The following is a 20117-nucleotide window of genomic DNA, read 5'->3' on the forward strand; positions in this document are numbered from 1 at the left end:
ATGTAGTTACACAAAATTATTTACAGACTCATAAATATAGAGAAAGAGTCTTTGACTCTCCCCTCCCCAAAAAAGCAACTCTGTTTATATAAGCCAATAACCCAAACATAAATTCAGATTAGCTAAATACAAGAGGGTTATTAGCCTCATCTGGCAGGTAGTCCTTTTCAAGTTCAGCGGTATATGCTGTTACTCTATTACGGCCAGAGTGCTTAGATGCATACAGGGCTATATCTGCACGTTTTAATAGAGGATCTAAGCTGAGATCTTCAACCGTATTGCTGGCAACACCAAAACTGGCGCTAATGTTAAATGCATGCCCAGAGTATTTAGTATCAATCGCGGCAATAGCCTCTTTGCAGCGCTCTGCTATCCCCTGAGCGACAGTTTCATTTGAGTAAGGTAAAAATAGCGCAAACTCTTCTCCGCCCATGCGAGTAAAAATATCACTGTCACGGATAAGGGGTTTTACCGCCGACACCACATGCTTTAAGGTCCAGTCTCCTGTCGCATGACCGTAACTATCGTTAATATTTTTAAACAGATCTAAGTCAAATACTACTACGGAAAACTCAGCTTGACGCATACTGACCTGCACGAACTCATTCTCAGCGAAATCTTGACCCGCTCCGCGATTATAAACACCAGTCAGCCTATCGGTTAATGCGAGTTTACGATATCGTATTTTCTGCCTGTGACTATAAATAACGAATAGCGACAAGAAGAAAATACTGCCAATCAACATAGTTACAATCATTAAATTATTGGTTCGGTCGGAGCGGTCTAACTCTTTCTGAGTTTGCAGTAATTCACGCTCTTGATTAAGTAACGCTATCTCACGCGCCTGCTCTCGGTGTTTAAACTTCGCCATCTGATAAGCATTAGCCTTGGCTTTAGTGTCATCGAGCATTAAATTGGTATAGTGTTGATGGGATTCTACATAGTCATAAGCAAGCTTATATTGCTTTGACTCTAAGTATCGCTGCGACAGTACTTTGGCGGCAATCGCTTTATATTCAATATGGCTAGGGTCATCACTTAGACTCATCACCTTATTAGCAAACTCTTCCGCCTGGGAGGCATCACCTAAGCTGAAATAGGTTTGACTCAGTAACGCATTTACATGATTGATTTCAGATTGAAAATTAAACTCTTGATAGCCTTTTAATACTAGCTCCAGCAGAGATTTAGCCCTGTTATAATCCTCTCTCTGGATAGCGACTAAGGCTAAGCCCTTTTGTGACATCAAGCCAATAAGTGGTAATTGATTCGCTTCACAAAAAGTCTGACTATTCTTAAAACTACTCTCGGCACTTTTAAATTGTTGTTGTTTTAAATCAGCAACTGCCACATATAACAGGGCAAAACAATGTTGCCTTGTATCAACATCATGGCTGAGTGCCATGGCTTGTAGAGCATAATCTCGTAAATCTTGATAGGCATCCAGCTCTAACGCAAGATTAGCTAAGCGAACGTAAGAGCCCACTTTTATATCTATATCGCTTATTTCATCTATGCGCTCTAAATTTGCTGCCATTAATGCTAAAGCTGCAGGGTAATCCTTTAGACCAATATAATTTGTCGATAAATACTGATAAATTTTGTTAAGGGTTGCTTCACTTGGATTAAGCTTTGTCGCCTCTCTTAATAACCGTATCGATTCTTGATAATCCCCACCATAGGTTTTTAGAATAGCCTGATACATTTTTAATCGGGCTCTTTGATCATTAGAAAGGACACTCCAGCTATTCAGCAGGTTAGAAATTAGTTCTGTAGACTTTTGTGGGGAGACAGTTAATGAGTCAACGATCTCTGTTAAGATAGCATCATAGCTATTCTCCTCTGCATAGACATATGTAGAGTGCGTTAAAAAACAGATGAGAATAACTATGATAAAACGCATACTTAGTTACTTATCATTGATAAAAACAACCATAAACCCTTTAACACTCTTGCCACCCGACAATGATTTAAGCTTGTTATCATCGCCTGACATCACCGCCTGAGTTTCATCATCAGTTAGGCCATTGGCCTTCATCACACCTTGTGGGTCTTGCTTGTATTCCTCTAGCAGCTTGGCATCAGAACCCAACTTTTCGAAAAACTTATTAAACTTAGACATGTTTATTCCCTTAAATTAAATGAATATTATTGGTTTATTTTTTTGTTTAGTTACTTTCTTCGCACTTTTTACTTCAGTGACTTTTTTACTTAAGTGACTGTTTACTTTAGTGCTTATTTACCTAGCTACTTACGCTACTTAGCAGCCGAGTTATTTCAGGTTGCTACCTAACGGCTCTTTTTACAGCTGCTAGCTTGTAATTGCTGTTTACGACATTAAGCATCTTAAGATGCTTAATCGTCTCAGTCTCAAAACTGAAGCTCATTACCACAGGGACATTAACCTAAGTCTTCGGCGGTGATCCCAAGCTTGGCCAATACCTCATGATTAAACTCTAGCTCTCTCGAGGGTGGAATAAGCAAGGTCGTGATAGATGAAAGGCGCGCAAACGGCAGTTCTTTCAAGGCTATCTTGTCGATTCTAGGAGTCTGAGTGGGTAAGTTAGGAGCCTCATAAAGCACGATTTCATGTTCAAGCGGGTACCACTCGCTAAGTTGCTCCACTAACACCTGTAACCGGTCTGATGAAGTATGAAATTCAGTTAAGGTATGCTCGCCAGCAATGCCAATTTGCCATAGCAGTAAATGCGTCGTCGGATCTGGCGTATGCTTGTAAAACATAAATTGGCTGGCTTCGAAGCTTTGATGGCCTGAAGCGCCAGGATCTATACCGACATCGGCCCATAAACAGGCCTCGGCCGAAATACCCGGCTCCATTTGCGCTTGATAACCCTCTTCTCTTGCCTGAGTAATCGCAAAATGCGATACACAAGCGAAAACGCCAGGATGACCATATAGCGCGCAAACAACTTTTTTGCCTAAATGCACCTGATCTAGAATGGCTGCCACCATTTGATCATAGGTATCGCGGCGATTTTTAACTTCGCCTTCTTGAGCGTAATAAGGCTGAAGACTACGCACATCTTGGTTGAGAGACTCAAGCCAGTGTTGTGCAAATCCATCTGGCACCAGAGAGAACACCACATCAGCATGCTCTATGTAGCTTTTACTCAGCACGCTAATTTGTCCGGCCAAGTTCAACCCCGTGCCGACACAAACCAAAGTTCCTTTTTCTTTTGTTGTCATTTACTCAATTGCCTGTTATTACGATTATTATTGTTTTTTTGCTGCAAAAAACTAAGCTGCGCAAATACATTACAAAACCATGTTAAGTTAGCATAACAACTGCGTAACTTAAACATAAAATAGGTCAATGCATTTAATCGACAATTAAATGGTTTTACCTTTCTAGTTAAACCATTTTTCAACCGTAATATAAAGTGAATAAATTGATAGTATCCAATTGAATTTCATACTGTAAGAGTCATCCTTTCATCACAATAGCAATAGCGTCATTTTTAACAAATTAGTGCGATAGATGAACTATTTGCCATTTGCCGACTCAATATACCCACAATGCAGAGATTAATGTTAAATCCTGTTATTAAAGTAAAGAATTCCGCCCCAAGCACGCCTTGCATTAATACTCCTTGTCATAAGGGGGACTGCTTGGGTATTATGACCGACAGATTTTGATGAAGTAGCGCATTCAATGACAATTAAAAAGAAAAGTCTTACCCTTTTGGGCGCTGCTGCGCTCTCGATATCACTTAGCGCCTGCGGCGTTTTTGACTATTTGATCTATAAGCCTGATATCCCTCAGGGTAACTATATGGAAAAACAACAGGTCGAAAAATTGCGGATCGATATGACAAAAGAGCAGGTTGAATACGTGCTTGGTCGCCCGGTTTTACGCGACAGTTTCTCTGATGATACTTGGTATTATGTCTACCACTATAAGAGTGGTCGTGACGCGAGCATCATACATAAAGAGCTTATTCTTAACTTCAATGGCGATAAGCTTTATGAAGTAAAAGGTGATTATGAGCTTAGCCCTGACTTTGGGATCCCGCTTGAACAAAGCAAGTTACCAGAGATCAACACCCCAGAAGGTGACCCTTTGATCCCTGAGCAACGCCCTCAAGCTAAGCCCTTGATTGAAGAGCAACAAACTCAACCAGAAACGCTTTCTGAAAAGTTTGAATAAATAGTAATAAAATTAGTGAAAAAAAAATGGTGAGCACCTTTATTAGGTTACTCGCCATTTTTTATGCCTTAACCTTCAGAATATGAAAGCCAGAACAGTAGAAATCAGAGCTTAGCGCCCGTTATCTTATTCATACGACCTTCATCTTTGGCCTTTTCTGCACGCTTGCGACGCACATCTTTAGGATCAGCGATTAATGGTCGATAAATTTCAACGCGCTGACCCGGTAGCAGTACTTCGTCATGCTTTACTAAGCGACTAAAAATACCCAGCTTTACTGTTTCCAAATCGATTTCAGGAAAATACTGCTGTATACCGCTTAATTTAACGGCATCGATGCATGTCGTACCAGGCTCCACCTGAAGCTTAATCAGCTTTTGCTGCTTAGGTAGAGCATAAATAACTTCAACTAAGAATGGAATTGGTTCAGAACTCATTTATATATCACCTTTGCGCGACTCGTAAATGCAGTCACCATCGACCCCATTAGCTCCTTAAAAATCTTGCCAAAGGCCATATCGACAATCGAACTAGAGAATTCAAACTGTAGCTCAAAGTTAACCTTACAGGCATCTTCAGTAAGCTCAGTAAACTGCCACTGACCAACAAGTTCTTTAAATGGACCGTTTTCTAACTGTAATTGAATACTTTTACCCGGAATAACTTGGTTACGAGTGGTAAAGGTTTTACTCATTCCCGCTTTTGCCACATCGACCGACGCCACCATAGTTTTGCCGTCAAACTCTATAACCTTGCCACCGACACAACCGGGTAAGAATTCTTTATAAGACTCGACATCATTGACTAACTCATACATCTGCATCGCGCTGAAGCGAACTAATACACTGCGTGAAATTTGTGGCATTGACGATTGCTACTCAATAATTAAAAACGAAAGGTCGATTTTAACATGAACACAAGAAAACGCATCTTTGAAACCAAGTAATACTATTAAACGACTAAAAAGCAAACAAACTCACCAAGCCCAGTGACAAAACATCGAATAAATTGGCTTAGCCAATTCCATATTTCCCAAGCGTGAGTATAATGTATCTCCTATGGCTAAGAAAAACGCAAAAAATTCAAAGAACAGCTCAGCTTCCATCGCACGCAACAAGCGCGCGACCTTCGACTATAAGTTTGAAGAGAAGCTAGAGGCCGGCTTATCCCTTATGGGATGGGAAGTGAAGTCTATCCGCATGGGCAAGGTAAACTTGTCTGAGAGCTACGTATTTCTAAGAGAAGGCGAAGCTTATCTTTTTGGTTGCACCATCGCGCCTCTTAATACTGCATCATCACATGTAGTATGTGACCCATTACGCTCACGTAAACTTCTACTTAAACGTAAAGAGCTAGATAAGCTTCAAGGTCTAGTTGACCGTAAAGGTTATTCAATCGTGCCGATTTCTATGTACTGGCAGAAAGGTGCATGGGTAAAGATTGAAATTGGCTTGGGTAAAGGTAAGAAAGAACATGATAAGCGCGACGATACTAAAGATCGCGAATGGCAGATTGAAAAAGCTCGTACCATAAAGAAGGCGGTACAGCAGTAATTTCAACAACGTACGTTATTAATAACGTATGTATAATGAACAATCGGTTGTAAATGCGATTTTTATGCTTGGTAAAACATGCTTGGTCGCGTTACAATCACGTTGTACTTGGGGGCGATTCTGGATTCGACAAGATTCTCGAAACCCTGGGAGCATGCCGAGGGGCGGTTGGCCTCGTAAAAAGCCGCACCGTTATAGTTGCAAACGACTCTAACTACTCTCTAGCAGCTTAGGCTAGCTAGCCATCTTTCCAAAACTTCTCAAATGGGTTTGGTTTATAGATGGTCATCTCACATTTGATAGCGAGGGAACCACGTTCAGGGGTGAACCGCGAAACAGTACTGAACTCGCCAATTGCAATCCTGTCTTTCGGAGTGTACTTGGTTAACCAAAAGAGAGACTAAGCATGTAGCGCCTTGGATGTAGGCTTTTTGGACGCGGGTTCGAGCCCCGCCGCCTCCACCAAATATAGGAATAAAGACGTCTCAGGACGTCTTTTTTTCTGCCTGAAATTCATAAAATCAATGACTTAGCGTCCATTAGCGTTTATTGCCATCCCATAGCAGCTTGAGTTTTAGTTAACACCTAATGTAACATCGGAGCCAAATCCTGATTTAGGTGTTACAACCATGCCAAAGATAATTAAACCTCTCACAGCCACCTCAGTCGAAAACGCAAAGCCTAAAGATAAAGAATACAATCTCTCAGACGGAAGAGGACTATCGCTTAGAGTCAAAACCGGTGGTTCCAAGTTTTGGTTGCTTAACTATTCCCGTCCAGAAACAAAGAAACGAGCCAACCTAGGTTTAGGCACCTACCCTGATGTTTCACTAGCAGAAGCTAGAAAGCGCAGAGAATCAGCCAGAGAGTTGCTTGCTAAAGATATCGATCCACAAGACCACCAGCTACAACGTAAAGCTGCAGTAAAAATCGATGCTGAAAATACTCTCAAATCTGTAACTGATGCTTGGTTTGAAATAAAAAAGCAGAAAGTCTCTGAAAATCACGGTCAAAAGCTCTATCGACGCCTGGAACTATATTTGTTCTCAGAGCTGGGTGAAAAACCAATCAGTGCCTTAACCGCCCCACAAGTCATTCAAGTGCTTAAACCTGCCGAAGCTAAAGGCAATATAGAAAGCTGCAAACGGGTGATCAGCTGGCTAAACGAAGTGATGACCTTTGCAGTTAATACTGGCCTGATACATTCAAACCCGCTTATTGGCATAACAGCAGCCTTTGGCGTCCCAGAGAAAAGGCAAATGCCTACACTCAAGCCAGCAGAGCTACCTGAGTTTATCGAAGCACTTACCTACTCTAGTATAAAGATAACCACTCGCTGCTTAATTGAACTGCAGCTGCACACTATGACCCGCCCAGCAGAAGCTGCAAAAGCGAAGTGGACCGAAATTGATTTTGATAAACAGCTTTGGACGATTCCAGCTGAGCGCATGAAGATGAAGCGTGAGCACATAATCCCTTTAACACCTCAAGTTCTCGCATTGCTAAAGCGCATGCAGCCAATCAGTAGTCACTTGGAATACATATTCCCTGCTGACAGAAACCCGAACAGACATACCAACACTGAAACCGCCAATATGGCGATCAAGCGTATGGGCTATAAAGGCCGTTTAGTGGCTCATGGCCTTCGAGCATTAGCCAGCACTACACTGAACGAGCAAGGCTTTGATGCTGAACTTATTGAGGTATCACTGGCTCACGTAGATAAGAACACCGTTCGAGCGGCCTACAACCGAGCAGACTATATCGAACGACGCAGAGAGCTTATGTGTTGGTGGAGCGAGCATATCTGCCAGCCAGGATAAGTGATAAGCGCCTTAATATAACTACATAGTCACCTAATCAGGTGTCATTTAATTTATATTTAGATAACGGCATGGGTGTCATGGGCTACATGGGAGCTCACTGCTTACATCATGCCGCCCACCAGCAATTAACCAGTTGTTTTATAACGGTTAAGGTTAGAGTAGATTTTAAATACCCTTACTTATACCCTAAAATATTAAAAATTCTTAGACACAATATTTTTTGCTCTACAAATTTGATCTCTACGTGATTGATAATCATGCTTCAATCTCAAACACATTTGTTATTGAATTAAGAATATCGCCTTCACGCTGAATACCGACTAAATCACCTGACTCTTTGTCCAGCCACATGTGGTTAATCGTAGTGAAACAATTAATATCTACAGGGTGCAATGCATTAGGGTTGTGGTACATAACGACACTTTCAGACCAACTTTCTTCGTAACTTGGATCGTCTACATCAATAGCGAATGGCACTGGCTCCAAAGATTTTGGATCAGGGTGCAATTTAACCCCAACTCTCTGCATTTTAATATTCTCGCCACCAAGGCCAGCTAACTTACCCATGCGATTGAATTTAGTAATAGTTGCTGTATTCGTAAAAATAACTGCACTAATGTTTTCTGCATTCTCAGTATTAAAGAAGTTTGAAGGTATAGTTTTACCCTGCCAGTTATGAGTTTCAATTGTTTCTTCATAAACGGACTGTTGCCCATCAATTTCTACAACTCTTGCTCTTTTACCATATAAATATTCAACTAGTGCATTTCTACTCCAGGTCATGGAACCTGGCATATGGTAATCATGAATAGCTATAATAAGTGGTTTTCCTTGGACATGTGGCTTTTCCCAGTATTTCTTCTGTAGCTTTGTAAACAAGCTACTACCGAACTTTATAGGCATATAGTCATCGCACAACTTCTGCATATCCACATCATTTAGAGGAGGTTGTGGATCTGGCCTATTAGGATTTTTACTAGGGTTGACTGTAACAGCCTCAATACAAAAATGTTTTCCATAAAAAGAAACAAGATAATCGGGAGCATTGTAATCTTGGTTAAATTCAAAACCCGCATCATACAAAAATATGTATAAGAACAGCTCCCAAAGTCTGGCATCAAACCCATTAGTTTGAAATTCTTTTATGTAATGGCCATCAACATCCACATAGCTATACACAGCTTCAATTATTAAATTTCTAGCCGCTTCCATCCTTTTTTCTGTAACTAAAACTCTAAAATATTCATGCTGCTTATCTTCATCTACTTTAGAAGCTAAAATATCGTGCGGTGGAGAAGTTTCATCTCCTTGTTCATAAACATCTTTTCCGTCATTGACTAGAGAGTCCATTTCTCGCGATAATTTTTTCTCAGCGTCTTCTATGGTTGGATGGCTACAAGAGATATTCCAGGCGCGAAAAAGTTTACGGGCATCACGAACTAAAATAACAAAGTTATAGTCTTTATCCGTATCATCTAAAATTAAGGTAGCTAAAACTTTTCGATCACCTGCCTCATACCACTTTATTTCGTTACTAATGGTTCTGACGAGCGGCTGTCTAGCATAACAATATGCGTTAAACTGATTTTCTGTTATTTCTCTCATCAACTGTCCTTCGATCATTGCTAGGCATTAAGTCTGAACACAAAACACTAGCTATAAGCTCAACCCTGCCCCATTTTTCCTCAACCACTCTTTACGTTCGTGGTAATCAGGCATGACTTTATCTACTTCATTCCAAAATGCATCTGAATGATTATGATGATACATATGACATAGCTCATGAACGACGATGTAATCGATGATTTTTGGTGGTGCCATCATGCATTTCCAATGAAAGTTAAGTGCGCCTGACTTGCTACAGCTTGCCCAGCGAAACCCCATATCCTTCACTTTGATTGATGAAGCCGTTACACCTACTTTTGGAGCGTAGTATTTAACTCGATCCGTTATACGCTGTATGCCTTTGTCCGAGTAATAAGCTTCAAACACTTTTTTAGCAGCATCTGTTCCACCTTCATCGATTAACTTCCGATTTAAGCAGAATCGACCTTCCTTAAGCTTTAGTAATGCAGTTTGTTCAGCAATTAATGACAAACGATAGGAGCGACCTAAATAGAGGAATGTTTCACCGTTTACCCATTCACGAACTACAGCTGTTGCATTCAAGTCACGCCACTCAGCTAAGTTTCGATAAATCCACATACGCTTGCTTTCAACAACTGCGTCAACTTGCTCCGGTGTGTAATTAATAGGTGGACGAACAGCAATAATACCATTGCGCTCAATAACGATATCTGTTGTTTTTCTGTCTGCACCCGGCATCAGCTGATAGTCAATATCTCGGACTCTTCTCGCGTTCATGATTCATCACCTCCATTGGCACTTTTAATCAGAGCATCGTGTCTGTTTTTAGCCAACTTCATAATCTCAATAGCGACTCGCTCTCGGTTTTGTTTAAGCTCTTGAATCCCGGTAAGCGTCAATGCAGTTTTGATTTCACTACGTGTTTTTTTCTGCTTGTTGGGATTGTTCCAAAAGTCGATACTACCAATACTAGTCTGCAATGTTTCAACAATGGCTTCCATTAGCACTTTCATTTTGGCTTTAGCATCAGAGGGAACTTTGCCGCCTTCAAAGGCTTCATTAGCAATATGCTCGTAAAAGGTCGTTGCTTCTTTACTCATACCTTCTTCACCTTGTTTACGTCCCTCCATTGCATCAGTACGCAGCTTCTCCAGCTCTTCAGCAAGCTTTTCCCAATGGTCTTGATATTGGTCGATTAAGTTCTCAACCTTCTCAGACAGGCTCCTATAGAAGCCGGGATCCTCATCATGGTGAACTGTGCAGTGCTTACGAATAGCATGCTCCATTTCACTGGCTTTAGCTTCAGCATTGCCAGCTGCATTTTTATTGAGGTTTTCAATAAAATTATCAGAAAACAGCTCAACTGGCTCCACCATAGGATTAATACCTAAATTAACCAAATGTTCATTGATAAGATCTTTTACCTTAGTACCCGCATCACCTAAGTTAAGGCTAGTGTCTTTATAGCGCTCTTTGGTAACACGTAATATGTAACCTAACCTTTTAGCGGGAACACGATATTTATGTGCCGCTTGGTGTGGCAAAATAATATCTAAGCTCATTAAAAACTTTTTCAAATACACATCAAAATCGGCACGTATTTTTTCGTCTTTAAGTAACTTAACTGCTTCATGAACTACCGCTGCGTCAGCTTCAACATCAGGCAGTTCACCTTCAACAAACTCCCGTACTTTTTCAACTTTATGTTGAGAAAATAGTTGTAAAATGCGCTGATACCGTTCTTCTAACACAGGCATCTCAGAGGTAATACTCTTCAAACCATTAGTAAGTTCTTGTTGCTCGCCAGTAGCAGCATACAAGGTTAAGGCATCAGTTAAGTTTTCGGTTAAACCTATGTAATCAACAATGTAACCTCTACTCTTTCCTTTCTTAACTCGGTTAGTTCGAGCAATTGCCTGTAATAAAGTATGTTCACTCAACTTTTTATCGATATACATCACTTGCTCGATGGGCGCATCAAAACCTGTAAGCAACATGTCGCATACTATGAGGAACGCTATTCCAGTGTTGACTTTATCAGGGTCTTCCATATCAAATGGTTTGCAGAAGTTATCAACGGCATTCCACTCACGTGCAACCTTCCGAGCTTTAGTGATATACGCAGCTTCGTTTGTGCCGTCACCAGAAATTATGACCGCAGCTTTTAAAAATTCAACACGCTTAATTTGTTCAAGATCAGGCTTAGTTTCTTCTTTCAGCTCTTCAACATGTGCTTTTAAGGCTAAGTGAATCGCATCTTGATAACGAATAGCCGCTAATTTAGAGTGGCAAACCACCTGTGCTTTAAATTGATTAGGGTATATATGCTCTAAGTAATGCTTAACTAAGTCCTTAGCTATGGCGTTAATACGATTTTCTGCTTCCTGAATATCGCCTGTTGCACCATATTTTTTCTTAATCGCTAATAACTCTTCATCAGTGCGACCTTTAAATAGGTTTTCAAAGCTTGTTTCAAAACCGTGCTTGTCGTTTAGGGCATCGTCAGATGTACGACCTTCATACAATATCTGCAAAGTTGTGCCGTCTTTTACTGCATCCATTAACTTATATTCGTCAATGTATGTGCCAAAACGTTTGTGCGTTTTCTTTGAACCGTGGCGTTCTGTAATCAAGGGTGTACCAGTAAAGGCAATACGTGCTGCATTGGGGAAGGCTTCAAATATGTTATCACCGAGTTCTGAACCTTGGGTGCGATGAGCTTCATCAATCATCAATACGATGTGAGAAGAGTTATTCACAACACCAAATGATTGCTTAGTAGGTATCGCTTGATATGTCCCTAAAGCCTCTGCAACAGAATTAGGTAACGTTTCATCACGGAGCTGGAACTTATGTACCATCACCATATTGATATCTGAACTATCCGTTGCAAGATGCTCACGCAATGTTTTATTGCTCTCTATGGTATTTACACGCCCACCAATAATCCTTGCAGTCACTGCCAATTGGTCTTCAAGATCTACACGGTCATTGATAAGCAATATCTTATAATCGTTTAAATCACGAGAAGCACGAAGCATTCTTGCGACAAAAACCATAGTCAAACTTTTACCAGATCCTTGAGTATGCCAAACAACACCACTTTTCTCTTCAACCGTTTTACCATCACGTAAGCGACCAATGATCTTGTTTGCAGCTCTAAATTGCTGATAGCGACATACCACTTTTATACGAGGCCCGCCGTCTGTATCCATAAATACCGAGCAAGTACGTAGCATATTTAGCAAGTTAGTTTTGTTGAGCATACCGTTGATGAGCTGCTGCTGTTGATTCCAGCCTTCTGCTATTTCATCTTTTGGTGGCCATTGGGTTTTCCACGGATAGAAATGCTCATCACCTGAGGTGATGGTGCCGTAATTCGCTTCAACCCCACAGGTACGAATAAGCATCATAGAAGTATGGAAAAGTTTTGGTTCACCTTCCTTTAACCCATGTTCTTTAGTTGCTTTACGTTTATTCATATAGCGCTGAAGCTGTTCAAATGCTTCAGCCATAGGGTTAGCACAGGTTGGCCCGCCCTTTTTACACTCAACAACGATTAGCGGAATGCCATTAACGAATAAAACTATGTCAGGGATGATGAACTGTTTTATACACCCAGGCGTATCGATACGAAATTGATTAATCGCGTGAAAAGTGTTTTTTTCTGGGTTATCGAAATCAAACAACTTAACTATCGGATCATGCTCACCAGTTACTTCATTAACATCAACCTGAGTCTTAAATAGCAGCTTTTGAATTGCTTCATTCGCTTCGAGTAAGGTTCTATTTGGTTGACGTAATATCTGATCCTGTAAGTCTTGTAGCTGCTTATCCGTTAACCAAGCAGTACCATCATTGGTGGTATTAATCGCCGAAACGGCCTTAGAAAAAACCTCAGGTAACAGCCATTGCCGAAAGTTGTGACGCAAACTTTTAATTGGGTCTTGGGGGATGCCCTCGCCTTGGTCGATGCTAGTCCAATAAAGCTCCGTTAACTGCTTAAGAAAAGGTTGCTCAACTTCCGTATATTCAGACATGTGCAGCCTCTGGTTCATCAACCGTGACAAGCTTTTTCCCTGTTAAGAGGTCATCCATTAATCCTGATTTTTGAAGACGAAGTTTATGTGCTAGAGATTGTTCCGTTTTTAATCTAACGTCGATTTCCTCTGCTCGTTTAACAATAGAAAGTTGTTCATTATGTTTTGGTTGGATAAACCACAAGCTATTTAAGATGTCACTATTCGCAACATCTCTGCCAGCAGAGTTGACCTTACATCTAATTTGTTTTTTTATTAGGCTATAAGATGAAAGCTGATGTTGAAGAAACTCTGCCATCATTTTTTGAGGATCTAATGAAATTCTCATTAAATTGGATGACATAATCCACCCTACTTGTTCTTCTTTAATTACTACCGAGCGACCGACATCTGCAACCCTAGAAAAAACAACATCATCAAGTTTGAGTTTGAAATCCCTCAACCTATTTACGTCTTTATCACCTATATAAAGCAATTCAGATTCAATAAACTCACCTTCTCCAAGTGCCCCGATTGTAATTACAGGATGCCCTTCCTCAACCCAATGCTCACCTTTAAGTGCAGAACCGAATGGACCTGTACGAAGGTGCTGAACTCCATCTTTAGACATTGATTTCAAATGCGATAAATCCCAATCCCTTGGAATCCAGCCTATTTTAGTTTTATGATAAAGCTCTGGCGCTTGTTCACGCGTGGGACGAAGTTTGCCATCAGCAGCAATTCCACGGGTGAATAAGTCTTGCATTAGCCCTATTTTTATTTGCTGATATTTTTCAATCAAAGCTTCCGTTTTCTTAATTGCTTCATCCGTTGTGTCCAAAATATTTGCGATCTTTTTCTGTATGACCTTATCATTCGGTATTTTCACTCTCATTTTAGGTACTTGCTTTGTATCCAAATGGAGAACCGTAGAACCAGCTGAGTATGCGACCATCTGCCTTCTAATGTCACTTAACATTAACCTATGGTACAGAAAAGAAGCGTCACACAAATTTATATTAGGGCTTATTTTCATGCAGTCCATTGATGCAAGTGCAAATGACTTACCACCAAAAAAAGGCACTTTTAATGGACTACCAACAATATCACCAGCCCTAGTAAGATCCGTAACAGAAAACAAAATATCATTGGGCTTTAATAGGTCTGATTTAGTACTTGGGCCATTATAATATTTGATTCCCTTCGGCTGGTAACCGCCACCTTTAACAAAACATTTTATAGTAATAAAATGGTGTCCAAACTCTTTAAGACAATAGTTTTCAGACTTATAATTTATGCCTTTTTTTTGAGTCGATATATCACCTAGCGTTACTTCACTCCAATCACTCATACTCTAACTCCATCATAAAGGATTGAAGTTGCTCAGAAGCTGCATCACGCTCTTGTTCGATAGTCTTTAAAGTTACAGCGTACTTTGACCATAAATTTTCAATTGCCTTGATACAGGTTCGTTGATCGTTCCTAAGATAAGCTCTATATTTATTCATCAAAATCATACGTAAGCGTTCGATAATTACTATACGAGCTTCTTCATTGGAGATTTTCTTACGTGCACTCTCGATCAAATCATCACGTTTGCCTTCAATACCTTTGATGTTTATCTTAATAGCTTTAATTTCGTCTTCCAGTGCTTTGTGGCGCTCCAGGCTTGAGCTAATTGATAGACTGCGTTCAAGGGCTAGTTTCCCTTGCGTTTTAGCCTCTAGTAGGGGCTGAGAATACTCGGATTGATGTCCTCGCTGCTCTGCTAAATCAATAATACGTTGGCCGTTATCAAACTGTGGTTCTTTTTGCCCTAAGCCTTCAGTGCAATAAAATGCTTTTTTAGCCCCTTTGGGTAAAGCTCCTGATACTTGGAGTTCAATAAAGATATTTGTAGCTAACGCTTTTATTTCCTTTAGATGCGCTTTCCATTCGGCATTAGCCGCTTTTAAATCCTCTTTTTTGCTTTTTACTTCTTCAGAAGGCATCACACCGCTATCTTCAGTGTCGTCAAAGTCTTCTTCGTTAGCCGCAGAAAAAATAGTTTGTAATTCTGCCAGACGAGCTTGAGACAGGTCTAGTTCTTCCAATATATCAGGGAATTGGCTTTGCAATATTTCATTATCGGGGATTAACTCAGCGCCCCAGCCACTTGCTGCAATCGATTTGAAGTCAGCTTTGAGTTCATCTACATAATTGGCAAAAGCGCCGCGTACTTGGGAGTTAGTTAACAAATGTTGTTCAGATAGTTCTTGTTCGATGCTAGTAAGCAACTGACTGCGCATTATATAAACATTGTTGCCACGTACATCATGTTGGTTTTCAGGATCTGGTGCCAATGCTTCTACAATCGGCAAGTTTACTAGCCACCAAGCTTCGAGTTGTTGCATAATTTGTTCGTGTCGTGTGGTGACACCTTGATGAGTTGTAACAAAGTCAGCTATTTCACGTTTATCGACAATAGCAGGTGCTAAATCAACATACGTATCATCTCTTGCTACAAAAGCATCTTCACGCAATTGGGGGTAATTTGACCAAAAGAGCTCTAAGTTATCAACCTCAACAATAGGGACACCACCGTGCAAGTGCGCACGTACATCCTGAGGCTCTGGCTCTGGCGCATTATTGACATAACGACGAATGTTGCAGTTATAATCTTCTTCTGAGATCTCTGTATACGGTACTAATCGCGCATAAGCAGGAATATTAGTACCTGAACGATAAGCGTGGATGATTTTATCTATATCTTCGGGGCGTAAATGATTCTGTGCTTTACCTTCGTGATATTCACGATCCGCATTAATAAATAAAACATGATCACGGTCAGCAGCGCCTACTTTATTCATCACTAAAATACATGCCGGAATGCCTGTACCGTAGAATAAATTGCTCGGCAAGCCGATAACGGCTTCCAGATAACCATTAGTGATAAAGTGTTTGCGTGCATCACGCTCTTCACCGCTTCTGAATAGCACGCCATGGGGCATCACTGTCGCTAGTCGGCCATCATGCTTAAGTACGGAAAGCATATGCTGAACAAACATTAAATCTGCTTTTTTACCTTTTTCAGGCAACATGACGGGGAAGCGACCAGGGAACTTAAGGTCTTTTTTAATATAATTTTGACTGAACGGAGGGTTAGCCACAACACGGTCGAAACGCTTTAATTCATTATCTTCATTCAAATGCTGTGGTTCACGAAGCGTATCTTCTTGGCGAATGTCTGCGTGAGAGATACCATGAAGCAGCATGTTCATTTTACAGATAGACCATGTGGTACCAATTTTCTCTTGGCCATTTAACGTCATCTCATCAGCACTGCCACCGTTTTCACGTAAGTAATCACGCATTTGAATCAGCATACCACCCGAACCAACGGTTGGATCGTAAACACTCATGCCTTCTTGTGGATCACATATTTCAACACACAGGCGAACAACTCCGGCAGGAGTATAGAATTCACCAGCTTTTTTACCTGCTGAATCGGCGAAGTATTTAATCAACCACTCATATGCAGCCCCTAGTAGATCAGGGAACTCAAAGTCTTCATCTCTCAGTGGGATTTTTTCAAAGTTCTGAACGAAATCCGAAAGGGTATCATCGTCTAACGTGCGGGAACCAATCTTGCGGTTAAAGTTGATGCCTTTTAATACATCTTGCAGTGCTTCAGGGTTAGCATCTTCAATCGCTTCTAAGGCTTTGTTTAATGTTGTACCCACGTTTTCTTTTACGTGTTTTAAAGCTGGGCGCTGTTCGACCGTAGTTACGCCATCTTTAGTAACTTCTTCTTGCCAGCCTTCATTCCAACGAGCACGTGGCGGAACAAAAAAATACTTACCTGCGTAATTATCAGAATCGTTTAATTCGACATTGATATCTGCATCAGACATGCCTTGAGCTGTATATTTCACTTTAAGTTCAACTCGGCGCTGATCAAACAGATCACTGGCACGCTTTAAGAAAAGCATACCAAAGATGTATTCTTTATATTCACTGGCGTCCATGCTGCCACGTAGGTCATCACATGCGGTAAGAAGAAGGTTCTCAAGACGAGACAGGGTAAGTTTTGTTTTCATTTAATAAGTCTCTAATTGTTGTTCTTTTGAGCTTCAATCCAAGCTTCAAGATCTTCGCGTTTGAAACGCCATGCACCGCCGACTTTAAAACCAGGCAACTTGCCATCTGCCGCTAAGCGGTATGCTGTTTTTTCGGTTAGTTTTAAATACTCCGCGACTTCCTGGAGCGTTAAGATTTGATCAGTCATAGGGTAAACTCTCAGTATGATTAAAGAGATTCTATGAGAAAATTAGGGAGTAAACAAGAACGTCCCCCCCTTTTAAGCTGCTATTAGCCGATAACCTTACTACGATTTAGATATATTCCAATGCCTTTTTACGGTGGCAATTCCCAAACCTAATGCTTCTGCGACTTTAGATTGAGATAACCCCTCAGCCCTTTTGGCCTGCACCAAAACAGTCGTGGCGTGAGCTTCAGGCCTACCCAGCTTTTTGCCTTGAGCTTTAGCTCGTTCGAGCCCTTCCTTTGTTCGCTCTCTGATCCGATTTCGCTCGAACTCAGCAAAGGCTGAAAACATCTGTAGCATCAGCTTACCCTCAGAACTTGAAAGATCTGCGACGGGTAGATCAAGGCAAACAACCTTAATGCCTTTATCTGTAAGCAGATTAATGGTGTTTTGTACGTCTATGTTATCTCGACCTAAGCGGTCTAACTTTAAGACCACCAGCATATCGCCACGTTCCATCTGATGATTAACTAACATCTTAAACTTTTCACGCTTCATGGCTTCAACGGAGCCAGAAACCGTTTCACTGATAGTACGAGCATCATTCACCTCATACCCTTTCTGGCGGATAGCAAGAATCTGATTTTCGGTCGTTTGCTCAGTTGTAGAAACGCGACAATAGGAAAAGATACGCATGGGTCACTCACTTTTGCAGAAGGTATCAAATATAGGGGTATCATATAATTAAAGTACCATTAAAGATACACCCTAGTTTTATGATACCGATATTTAGTAAGGAAAGCTGGTACCAATATACGAATGTTTATTGATACCAGCTTTGAGATAATGAAGTTTACTTATTTAGCATCTTCATCATGGTTTGTTGAATTAACGCTTCCATGTCAGGTGATGCCTCCACTCGAGGTTTAGCTAACGTTTTTAACAGCTCTTCCTGCCTATAATCAGGCACATCACCGTAACTATAAAAACTGGTCAACACGCTTTCATGCCCTAAATTTTGGCTCCATGCTTTAAACTCTTCAGGCGTTCGGCAAAGGTTCTCACCTAGCCTTACCAAAGTATTACGGAAACTGTGAGGGTTAAAGTAAGGCAAGCCAACAGCTTCAAAGGCATGTTTAAAGCTCTTGCGGATTGGGCTTGCATTACTCCAACTCTCCTTAAGCAATCCTACAGCTGTGAATTGTTGATTGTCGTTGTGTGCCAGCTTCGTCTTAGGAAACAACGGATCATTAGGAGTATACCCAAGCTCTCCAGTCAAACACTCAACCCACTCTGCCAAAATTTTTGATGGCAGCTCTCCCACGGGAAAAAAGTAAGTGACAAACGTTTTACTAAACTTGGTCTTAACTTCCCTAGCATCTTGATAGAAGCTTTGTTCAGCAAGATCAACGTGCTTGATCTTAACCGAAGCAACCGCCCCATCTCTTGCACCAGTTAGGAGAACAAAGGCAAGTAATGCTCTATCACGCATTTCGAATAATGTTTCACAAGGCATCGCTTCCAAGGTCTGCATTATTTGCTCGACCGTTGCTACGTTTCTTTTACGCTTGGTATTTGCAATACGGGTATCTTTTTCAGAGAGATTGAAATACTCAATATCGCTATAGTTAATTTTTGCTCCATAGCCTTTTTGCGTTACCAGAAATTGGAAGAAACCTTTCAAGTGTCTCATGGCCGTAAGTACCGTGGCTTTGCTCAATTTATCACCTGTAGCCACTGACTTTTTAGAAAGAAGTTGCTTCTTAAAAGCGATTGCATGCTTAGCCCGAAATTTTTTAAAGTCTAAGAAATTTGTTGCCTCGTCAAACCGATTAATCGATCTCAGTACACCATCAATCGTAGAGTCATCTAGCTGTTTTGCTTCTCTCAAATACTTTGCGTATTCGTATATAATTCGGGTGTTTTTCGCACTATTTTTTTTCATCATTAAATACCTTAGCTAAAGGATAATTTAAGGGCTTTTGACCTATCAGGATTAAGTGCTTTTCAGCTATCGGTAATTTCCCTCCAAGATCTGTCCAAATTTGGTTAACATCACACCAAGAAACATACTTATTTGCCCGCTTTCCACACTCACCACAGCGGCCTGTCATTTGCGCCATGCCTGCAGGCTTTGCTATAAACTCAAGCGAATTTATACTTGGTTTTTTGGGGCTTTTGCACTTGAAGCAGGGCACCTCTTTAAGCTCACATCGATACAGATATGTTTTACGCTTCTGTTTTAAATACAACTTCAAGTCAGCACCTTGAATTAGTAAAGGACGTGTTTCGTCGATAACTGGCAAGCCAGCATGAATCCAATTACGTACAGTTTTAGGGTGAGATCCCAATGTTTCGCTAGCTTCATCAACGGTGTAGCTGCGATGGATTTTAATTCGGTTAGGATTAAAACGCTTACTCATTATTAGCCGCCTTAGATGCTGTAATGCGATCATCAAGCCATTGCTCAATGTCTGATTCAAGCCAACCGACCGCACGATCACCTATTGAAATACTTGCGGGGAATCTCCCCTTTGAAATACGTAAGTAGATAGTGCTGCGTGATAAACCAACCTTCGCTATAACTTCAGGTAAACGCATAACTTTTTGGAACATAAAAAAACCTCTTAGCTGTTAATAGGACAGCGAAGAGGTTATGCAAAAGAGAGGCGCAGAAAACGCAACTGCGGAAAGCAAAAACGCAATTGCGTTTTTATT

At 40.8% G+C, this 20117-nt stretch carries 18 protein-coding genes and 1 other RNA gene; 4 read left to right on the forward strand and 15 right to left on the reverse strand.

What is annotated here, in order from left to right; translation table 11 throughout:
- Nucleotides 1-118: 118 nt before the first annotated feature.
- From ACVBIL_RS11660 to ACVBIL_RS11670, 3 genes are all read right to left on the reverse strand, one after another.
- Nucleotides 119-1705: a tetratricopeptide repeat-containing diguanylate cyclase gene (locus tag ACVBIL_RS11660; protein ID WP_447167153.1), complete on the reverse strand. Its 1587-nt coding sequence runs from the start codon at nt 1703-1705 to the stop codon at nt 119-121.
- A gap of 204 nt (nt 1706-1909) precedes the next feature.
- The gene (locus tag ACVBIL_RS11665) at nt 1910-2122 is read right to left on the reverse strand and encodes a hypothetical protein (protein WP_447167154.1); all 213 of its coding nucleotides are present in this window, start codon (nt 2120-2122) and stop codon (nt 1910-1912) included.
- Nucleotides 2123-2400: 278 nt separating this feature from the next.
- Entirely contained in the window at nt 2401-3207 is an 807-nt protein-coding gene (locus tag ACVBIL_RS11670; RefSeq protein ID WP_447167155.1) for an SAM-dependent methyltransferase, read from the reverse strand.
- A gap of 466 nt (nt 3208-3673) precedes the next feature.
- On the opposite strand from ACVBIL_RS11670, the gene ACVBIL_RS11675 reads away from it, so the two are divergent.
- Complete coding sequence (locus tag ACVBIL_RS11675) at nt 3674-4168, forward strand: outer membrane protein assembly factor BamE (RefSeq protein ID WP_447167156.1); 495 nt, start codon at nt 3674-3676, stop codon at nt 4166-4168.
- Nucleotides 4169-4272: 104 nt separating this feature from the next.
- On the opposite strand, the gene ACVBIL_RS11680 is transcribed toward ACVBIL_RS11675, so the two are convergent.
- Together ACVBIL_RS11680 and ACVBIL_RS11685 are read right to left on the reverse strand one after the other, a co-directional pair.
- Nucleotides 4273-4605, reverse strand: a complete 333-nt coding sequence (locus ACVBIL_RS11680) for an RnfH family protein (RefSeq protein ID WP_447167157.1) — start codon at nt 4603-4605, stop codon at nt 4273-4275.
- Nucleotides 4602-5033 (reverse strand): SRPBCC family protein, encoded by a 432-nt coding sequence (locus tag ACVBIL_RS11685; RefSeq protein ID WP_447167158.1) that lies wholly within the window; start codon nt 5031-5033, stop codon nt 4602-4604. Before ACVBIL_RS11685 ends, ACVBIL_RS11680 begins: the two co-directional genes overlap by 4 nt.
- 193 nt (nt 5034-5226) lie before the next feature.
- Between ACVBIL_RS11685 and smpB the strand changes: the two genes are divergently transcribed.
- The 3 genes from smpB (at nt 5227) to ACVBIL_RS11700 (ending at nt 7544) form a co-directional block, all read left to right on the forward strand.
- The gene (gene smpB / locus ACVBIL_RS11690) at nt 5227-5721 is read left to right on the forward strand and encodes an SsrA-binding protein SmpB (protein WP_012154535.1); all 495 of its coding nucleotides are present in this window, start codon (nt 5227-5229) and stop codon (nt 5719-5721) included.
- Nucleotides 5722-5831: 110 nt separating this feature from the next.
- Nucleotides 5832-6186: a transfer-messenger RNA gene (gene ssrA, locus ACVBIL_RS11695) on the forward strand.
- A gap of 164 nt (nt 6187-6350) precedes the next feature.
- The gene (locus ACVBIL_RS11700) at nt 6351-7544 is read left to right on the forward strand and encodes an integrase domain-containing protein (protein ID WP_447167159.1); all 1194 of its coding nucleotides are present in this window, start codon (nt 6351-6353) and stop codon (nt 7542-7544) included.
- 258 nt (nt 7545-7802) lie between these two features.
- Here the strand turns inward: ACVBIL_RS11700 and ACVBIL_RS11705 are convergent, their stop codons facing one another.
- The 10 genes from ACVBIL_RS11705 to ACVBIL_RS11750 form a co-directional block, all read right to left on the reverse strand.
- Nucleotides 7803-9152, reverse strand: a complete 1350-nt coding sequence (locus ACVBIL_RS11705; protein WP_447167160.1) for a hypothetical protein — start codon at nt 9150-9152, stop codon at nt 7803-7805.
- Nucleotides 9153-9203: 51 nt separating this feature from the next.
- Nucleotides 9204-9911 (reverse strand): M48 family metallopeptidase, encoded by a 708-nt coding sequence (locus ACVBIL_RS11710; protein WP_447167161.1) that lies wholly within the window; start codon nt 9909-9911, stop codon nt 9204-9206.
- Complete coding sequence (locus ACVBIL_RS11715) at nt 9908-13174, reverse strand: type I restriction endonuclease subunit R (protein WP_447167162.1); 3267 nt, start codon at nt 13172-13174, stop codon at nt 9908-9910. The genes ACVBIL_RS11710 and ACVBIL_RS11715 overlap by 4 nt, the downstream gene beginning before the upstream one ends.
- A complete protein-coding gene (locus ACVBIL_RS11720) occupies nt 13167-14504 on the reverse strand; it encodes a restriction endonuclease subunit S (RefSeq protein WP_447167163.1) in 1338 nt (445 codons plus the stop codon). Before ACVBIL_RS11720 ends, ACVBIL_RS11715 begins: the two co-directional genes overlap by 8 nt.
- Nucleotides 14497-17232 (reverse strand): type I restriction-modification system subunit M, encoded by a 2736-nt coding sequence (locus ACVBIL_RS11725; RefSeq protein WP_447167164.1) that lies wholly within the window; start codon nt 17230-17232, stop codon nt 14497-14499. Before ACVBIL_RS11725 ends, ACVBIL_RS11720 begins: the two co-directional genes overlap by 8 nt.
- An 11-nt stretch (nt 17233-17243) precedes the next feature.
- Nucleotides 17244-17420, reverse strand: coding sequence for a methylation-associated defense system helix-turn-helix domain-containing protein MAD1 (gene mads1, locus ACVBIL_RS11730; protein ID WP_447167165.1), 177 nt, complete (start codon nt 17418-17420; stop codon nt 17244-17246).
- 99 nt (nt 17421-17519) lie between these two features.
- Nucleotides 17520-18095, reverse strand: coding sequence for a recombinase family protein (locus ACVBIL_RS11735; protein ID WP_447167166.1), 576 nt, complete (start codon nt 18093-18095; stop codon nt 17520-17522).
- Between the two features lie 157 nt (nt 18096-18252).
- Nucleotides 18253-19344: a tyrosine-type recombinase/integrase gene (locus tag ACVBIL_RS11740; protein ID WP_447167167.1), complete on the reverse strand. Its 1092-nt coding sequence runs from the start codon at nt 19342-19344 to the stop codon at nt 18253-18255.
- Nucleotides 19331-19822, reverse strand: a complete 492-nt coding sequence (locus ACVBIL_RS11745) for a helix-turn-helix domain-containing protein (RefSeq protein WP_447163780.1) — start codon at nt 19820-19822, stop codon at nt 19331-19333. Before ACVBIL_RS11745 ends, ACVBIL_RS11740 begins: the two co-directional genes overlap by 14 nt.
- A complete protein-coding gene (locus tag ACVBIL_RS11750) occupies nt 19815-20015 on the reverse strand; it encodes a helix-turn-helix transcriptional regulator (protein ID WP_447163779.1) in 201 nt (66 codons plus the stop codon). The genes ACVBIL_RS11745 and ACVBIL_RS11750 overlap by 8 nt, the downstream gene beginning before the upstream one ends.
- Nucleotides 20016-20117: the final 102 nt, after the last annotated feature.

It is taken from the genome of Shewanella sp. 125m-7 (assembly GCF_052977045.1).

Bases quoted from the DNA above. Each gene is read 5' to 3' on its own strand.
- ACVBIL_RS11660 (WP_447167153.1), bottom strand. From the start codon at position 1,705: ATGTATCAGGCTATTCTAAAAACCTATGGTGGGGATTATCAAGAATCG.
- ACVBIL_RS11665 (WP_447167154.1), bottom strand. From the start codon at position 2,122: ATGTCTAAGTTTAATAAGTTTTTCGAAAAGTTGGGTTCTGATGCCAAG.
- ACVBIL_RS11670 (WP_447167155.1), bottom strand. From the start codon at position 3,207: ATGACAACAAAAGAAAAAGGAACTTTGGTTTGTGTCGGCACGGGGTTG.
- ACVBIL_RS11675 (WP_447167156.1), top strand. From the start codon at position 3,674: ATGACAATTAAAAAGAAAAGTCTTACCCTTTTGGGCGCTGCTGCGCTC.
- ACVBIL_RS11680 (WP_447167157.1), bottom strand. From the start codon at position 4,605: ATGAGTTCTGAACCAATTCCATTCTTAGTTGAAGTTATTTATGCTCTA.
- ACVBIL_RS11685 (WP_447167158.1), bottom strand. From the start codon at position 5,033: ATGCCACAAATTTCACGCAGTGTATTAGTTCGCTTCAGCGCGATGCAG.
- smpB (WP_012154535.1), top strand. From the start codon at position 5,227: ATGGCTAAGAAAAACGCAAAAAATTCAAAGAACAGCTCAGCTTCCATC.
- ACVBIL_RS11700 (WP_447167159.1), top strand. From the start codon at position 6,351: ATGCCAAAGATAATTAAACCTCTCACAGCCACCTCAGTCGAAAACGCA.
- ACVBIL_RS11705 (WP_447167160.1), bottom strand. From the start codon at position 9,152: ATGAGAGAAATAACAGAAAATCAGTTTAACGCATATTGTTATGCTAGA.
- ACVBIL_RS11710 (WP_447167161.1), bottom strand. From the start codon at position 9,911: ATGAACGCGAGAAGAGTCCGAGATATTGACTATCAGCTGATGCCGGGT.
- ACVBIL_RS11715 (WP_447167162.1), bottom strand. From the start codon at position 13,174: ATGTCTGAATATACGGAAGTTGAGCAACCTTTTCTTAAGCAGTTAACG.
- ACVBIL_RS11720 (WP_447167163.1), bottom strand. From the start codon at position 14,504: ATGAGTGATTGGAGTGAAGTAACGCTAGGTGATATATCGACTCAAAAA.
- ACVBIL_RS11725 (WP_447167164.1), bottom strand. From the start codon at position 17,232: ATGAAAACAAAACTTACCCTGTCTCGTCTTGAGAACCTTCTTCTTACC.
- mads1 (WP_447167165.1), bottom strand. From the start codon at position 17,420: ATGACTGATCAAATCTTAACGCTCCAGGAAGTCGCGGAGTATTTAAAA.
- ACVBIL_RS11735 (WP_447167166.1), bottom strand. From the start codon at position 18,095: ATGCGTATCTTTTCCTATTGTCGCGTTTCTACAACTGAGCAAACGACC.
- ACVBIL_RS11740 (WP_447167167.1), bottom strand. From the start codon at position 19,344: ATGAAAAAAAATAGTGCGAAAAACACCCGAATTATATACGAATACGCA.
- ACVBIL_RS11745 (WP_447163780.1), bottom strand. From the start codon at position 19,822: ATGAGTAAGCGTTTTAATCCTAACCGAATTAAAATCCATCGCAGCTAC.
- ACVBIL_RS11750 (WP_447163779.1), bottom strand. From the start codon at position 20,015: ATGTTCCAAAAAGTTATGCGTTTACCTGAAGTTATAGCGAAGGTTGGT.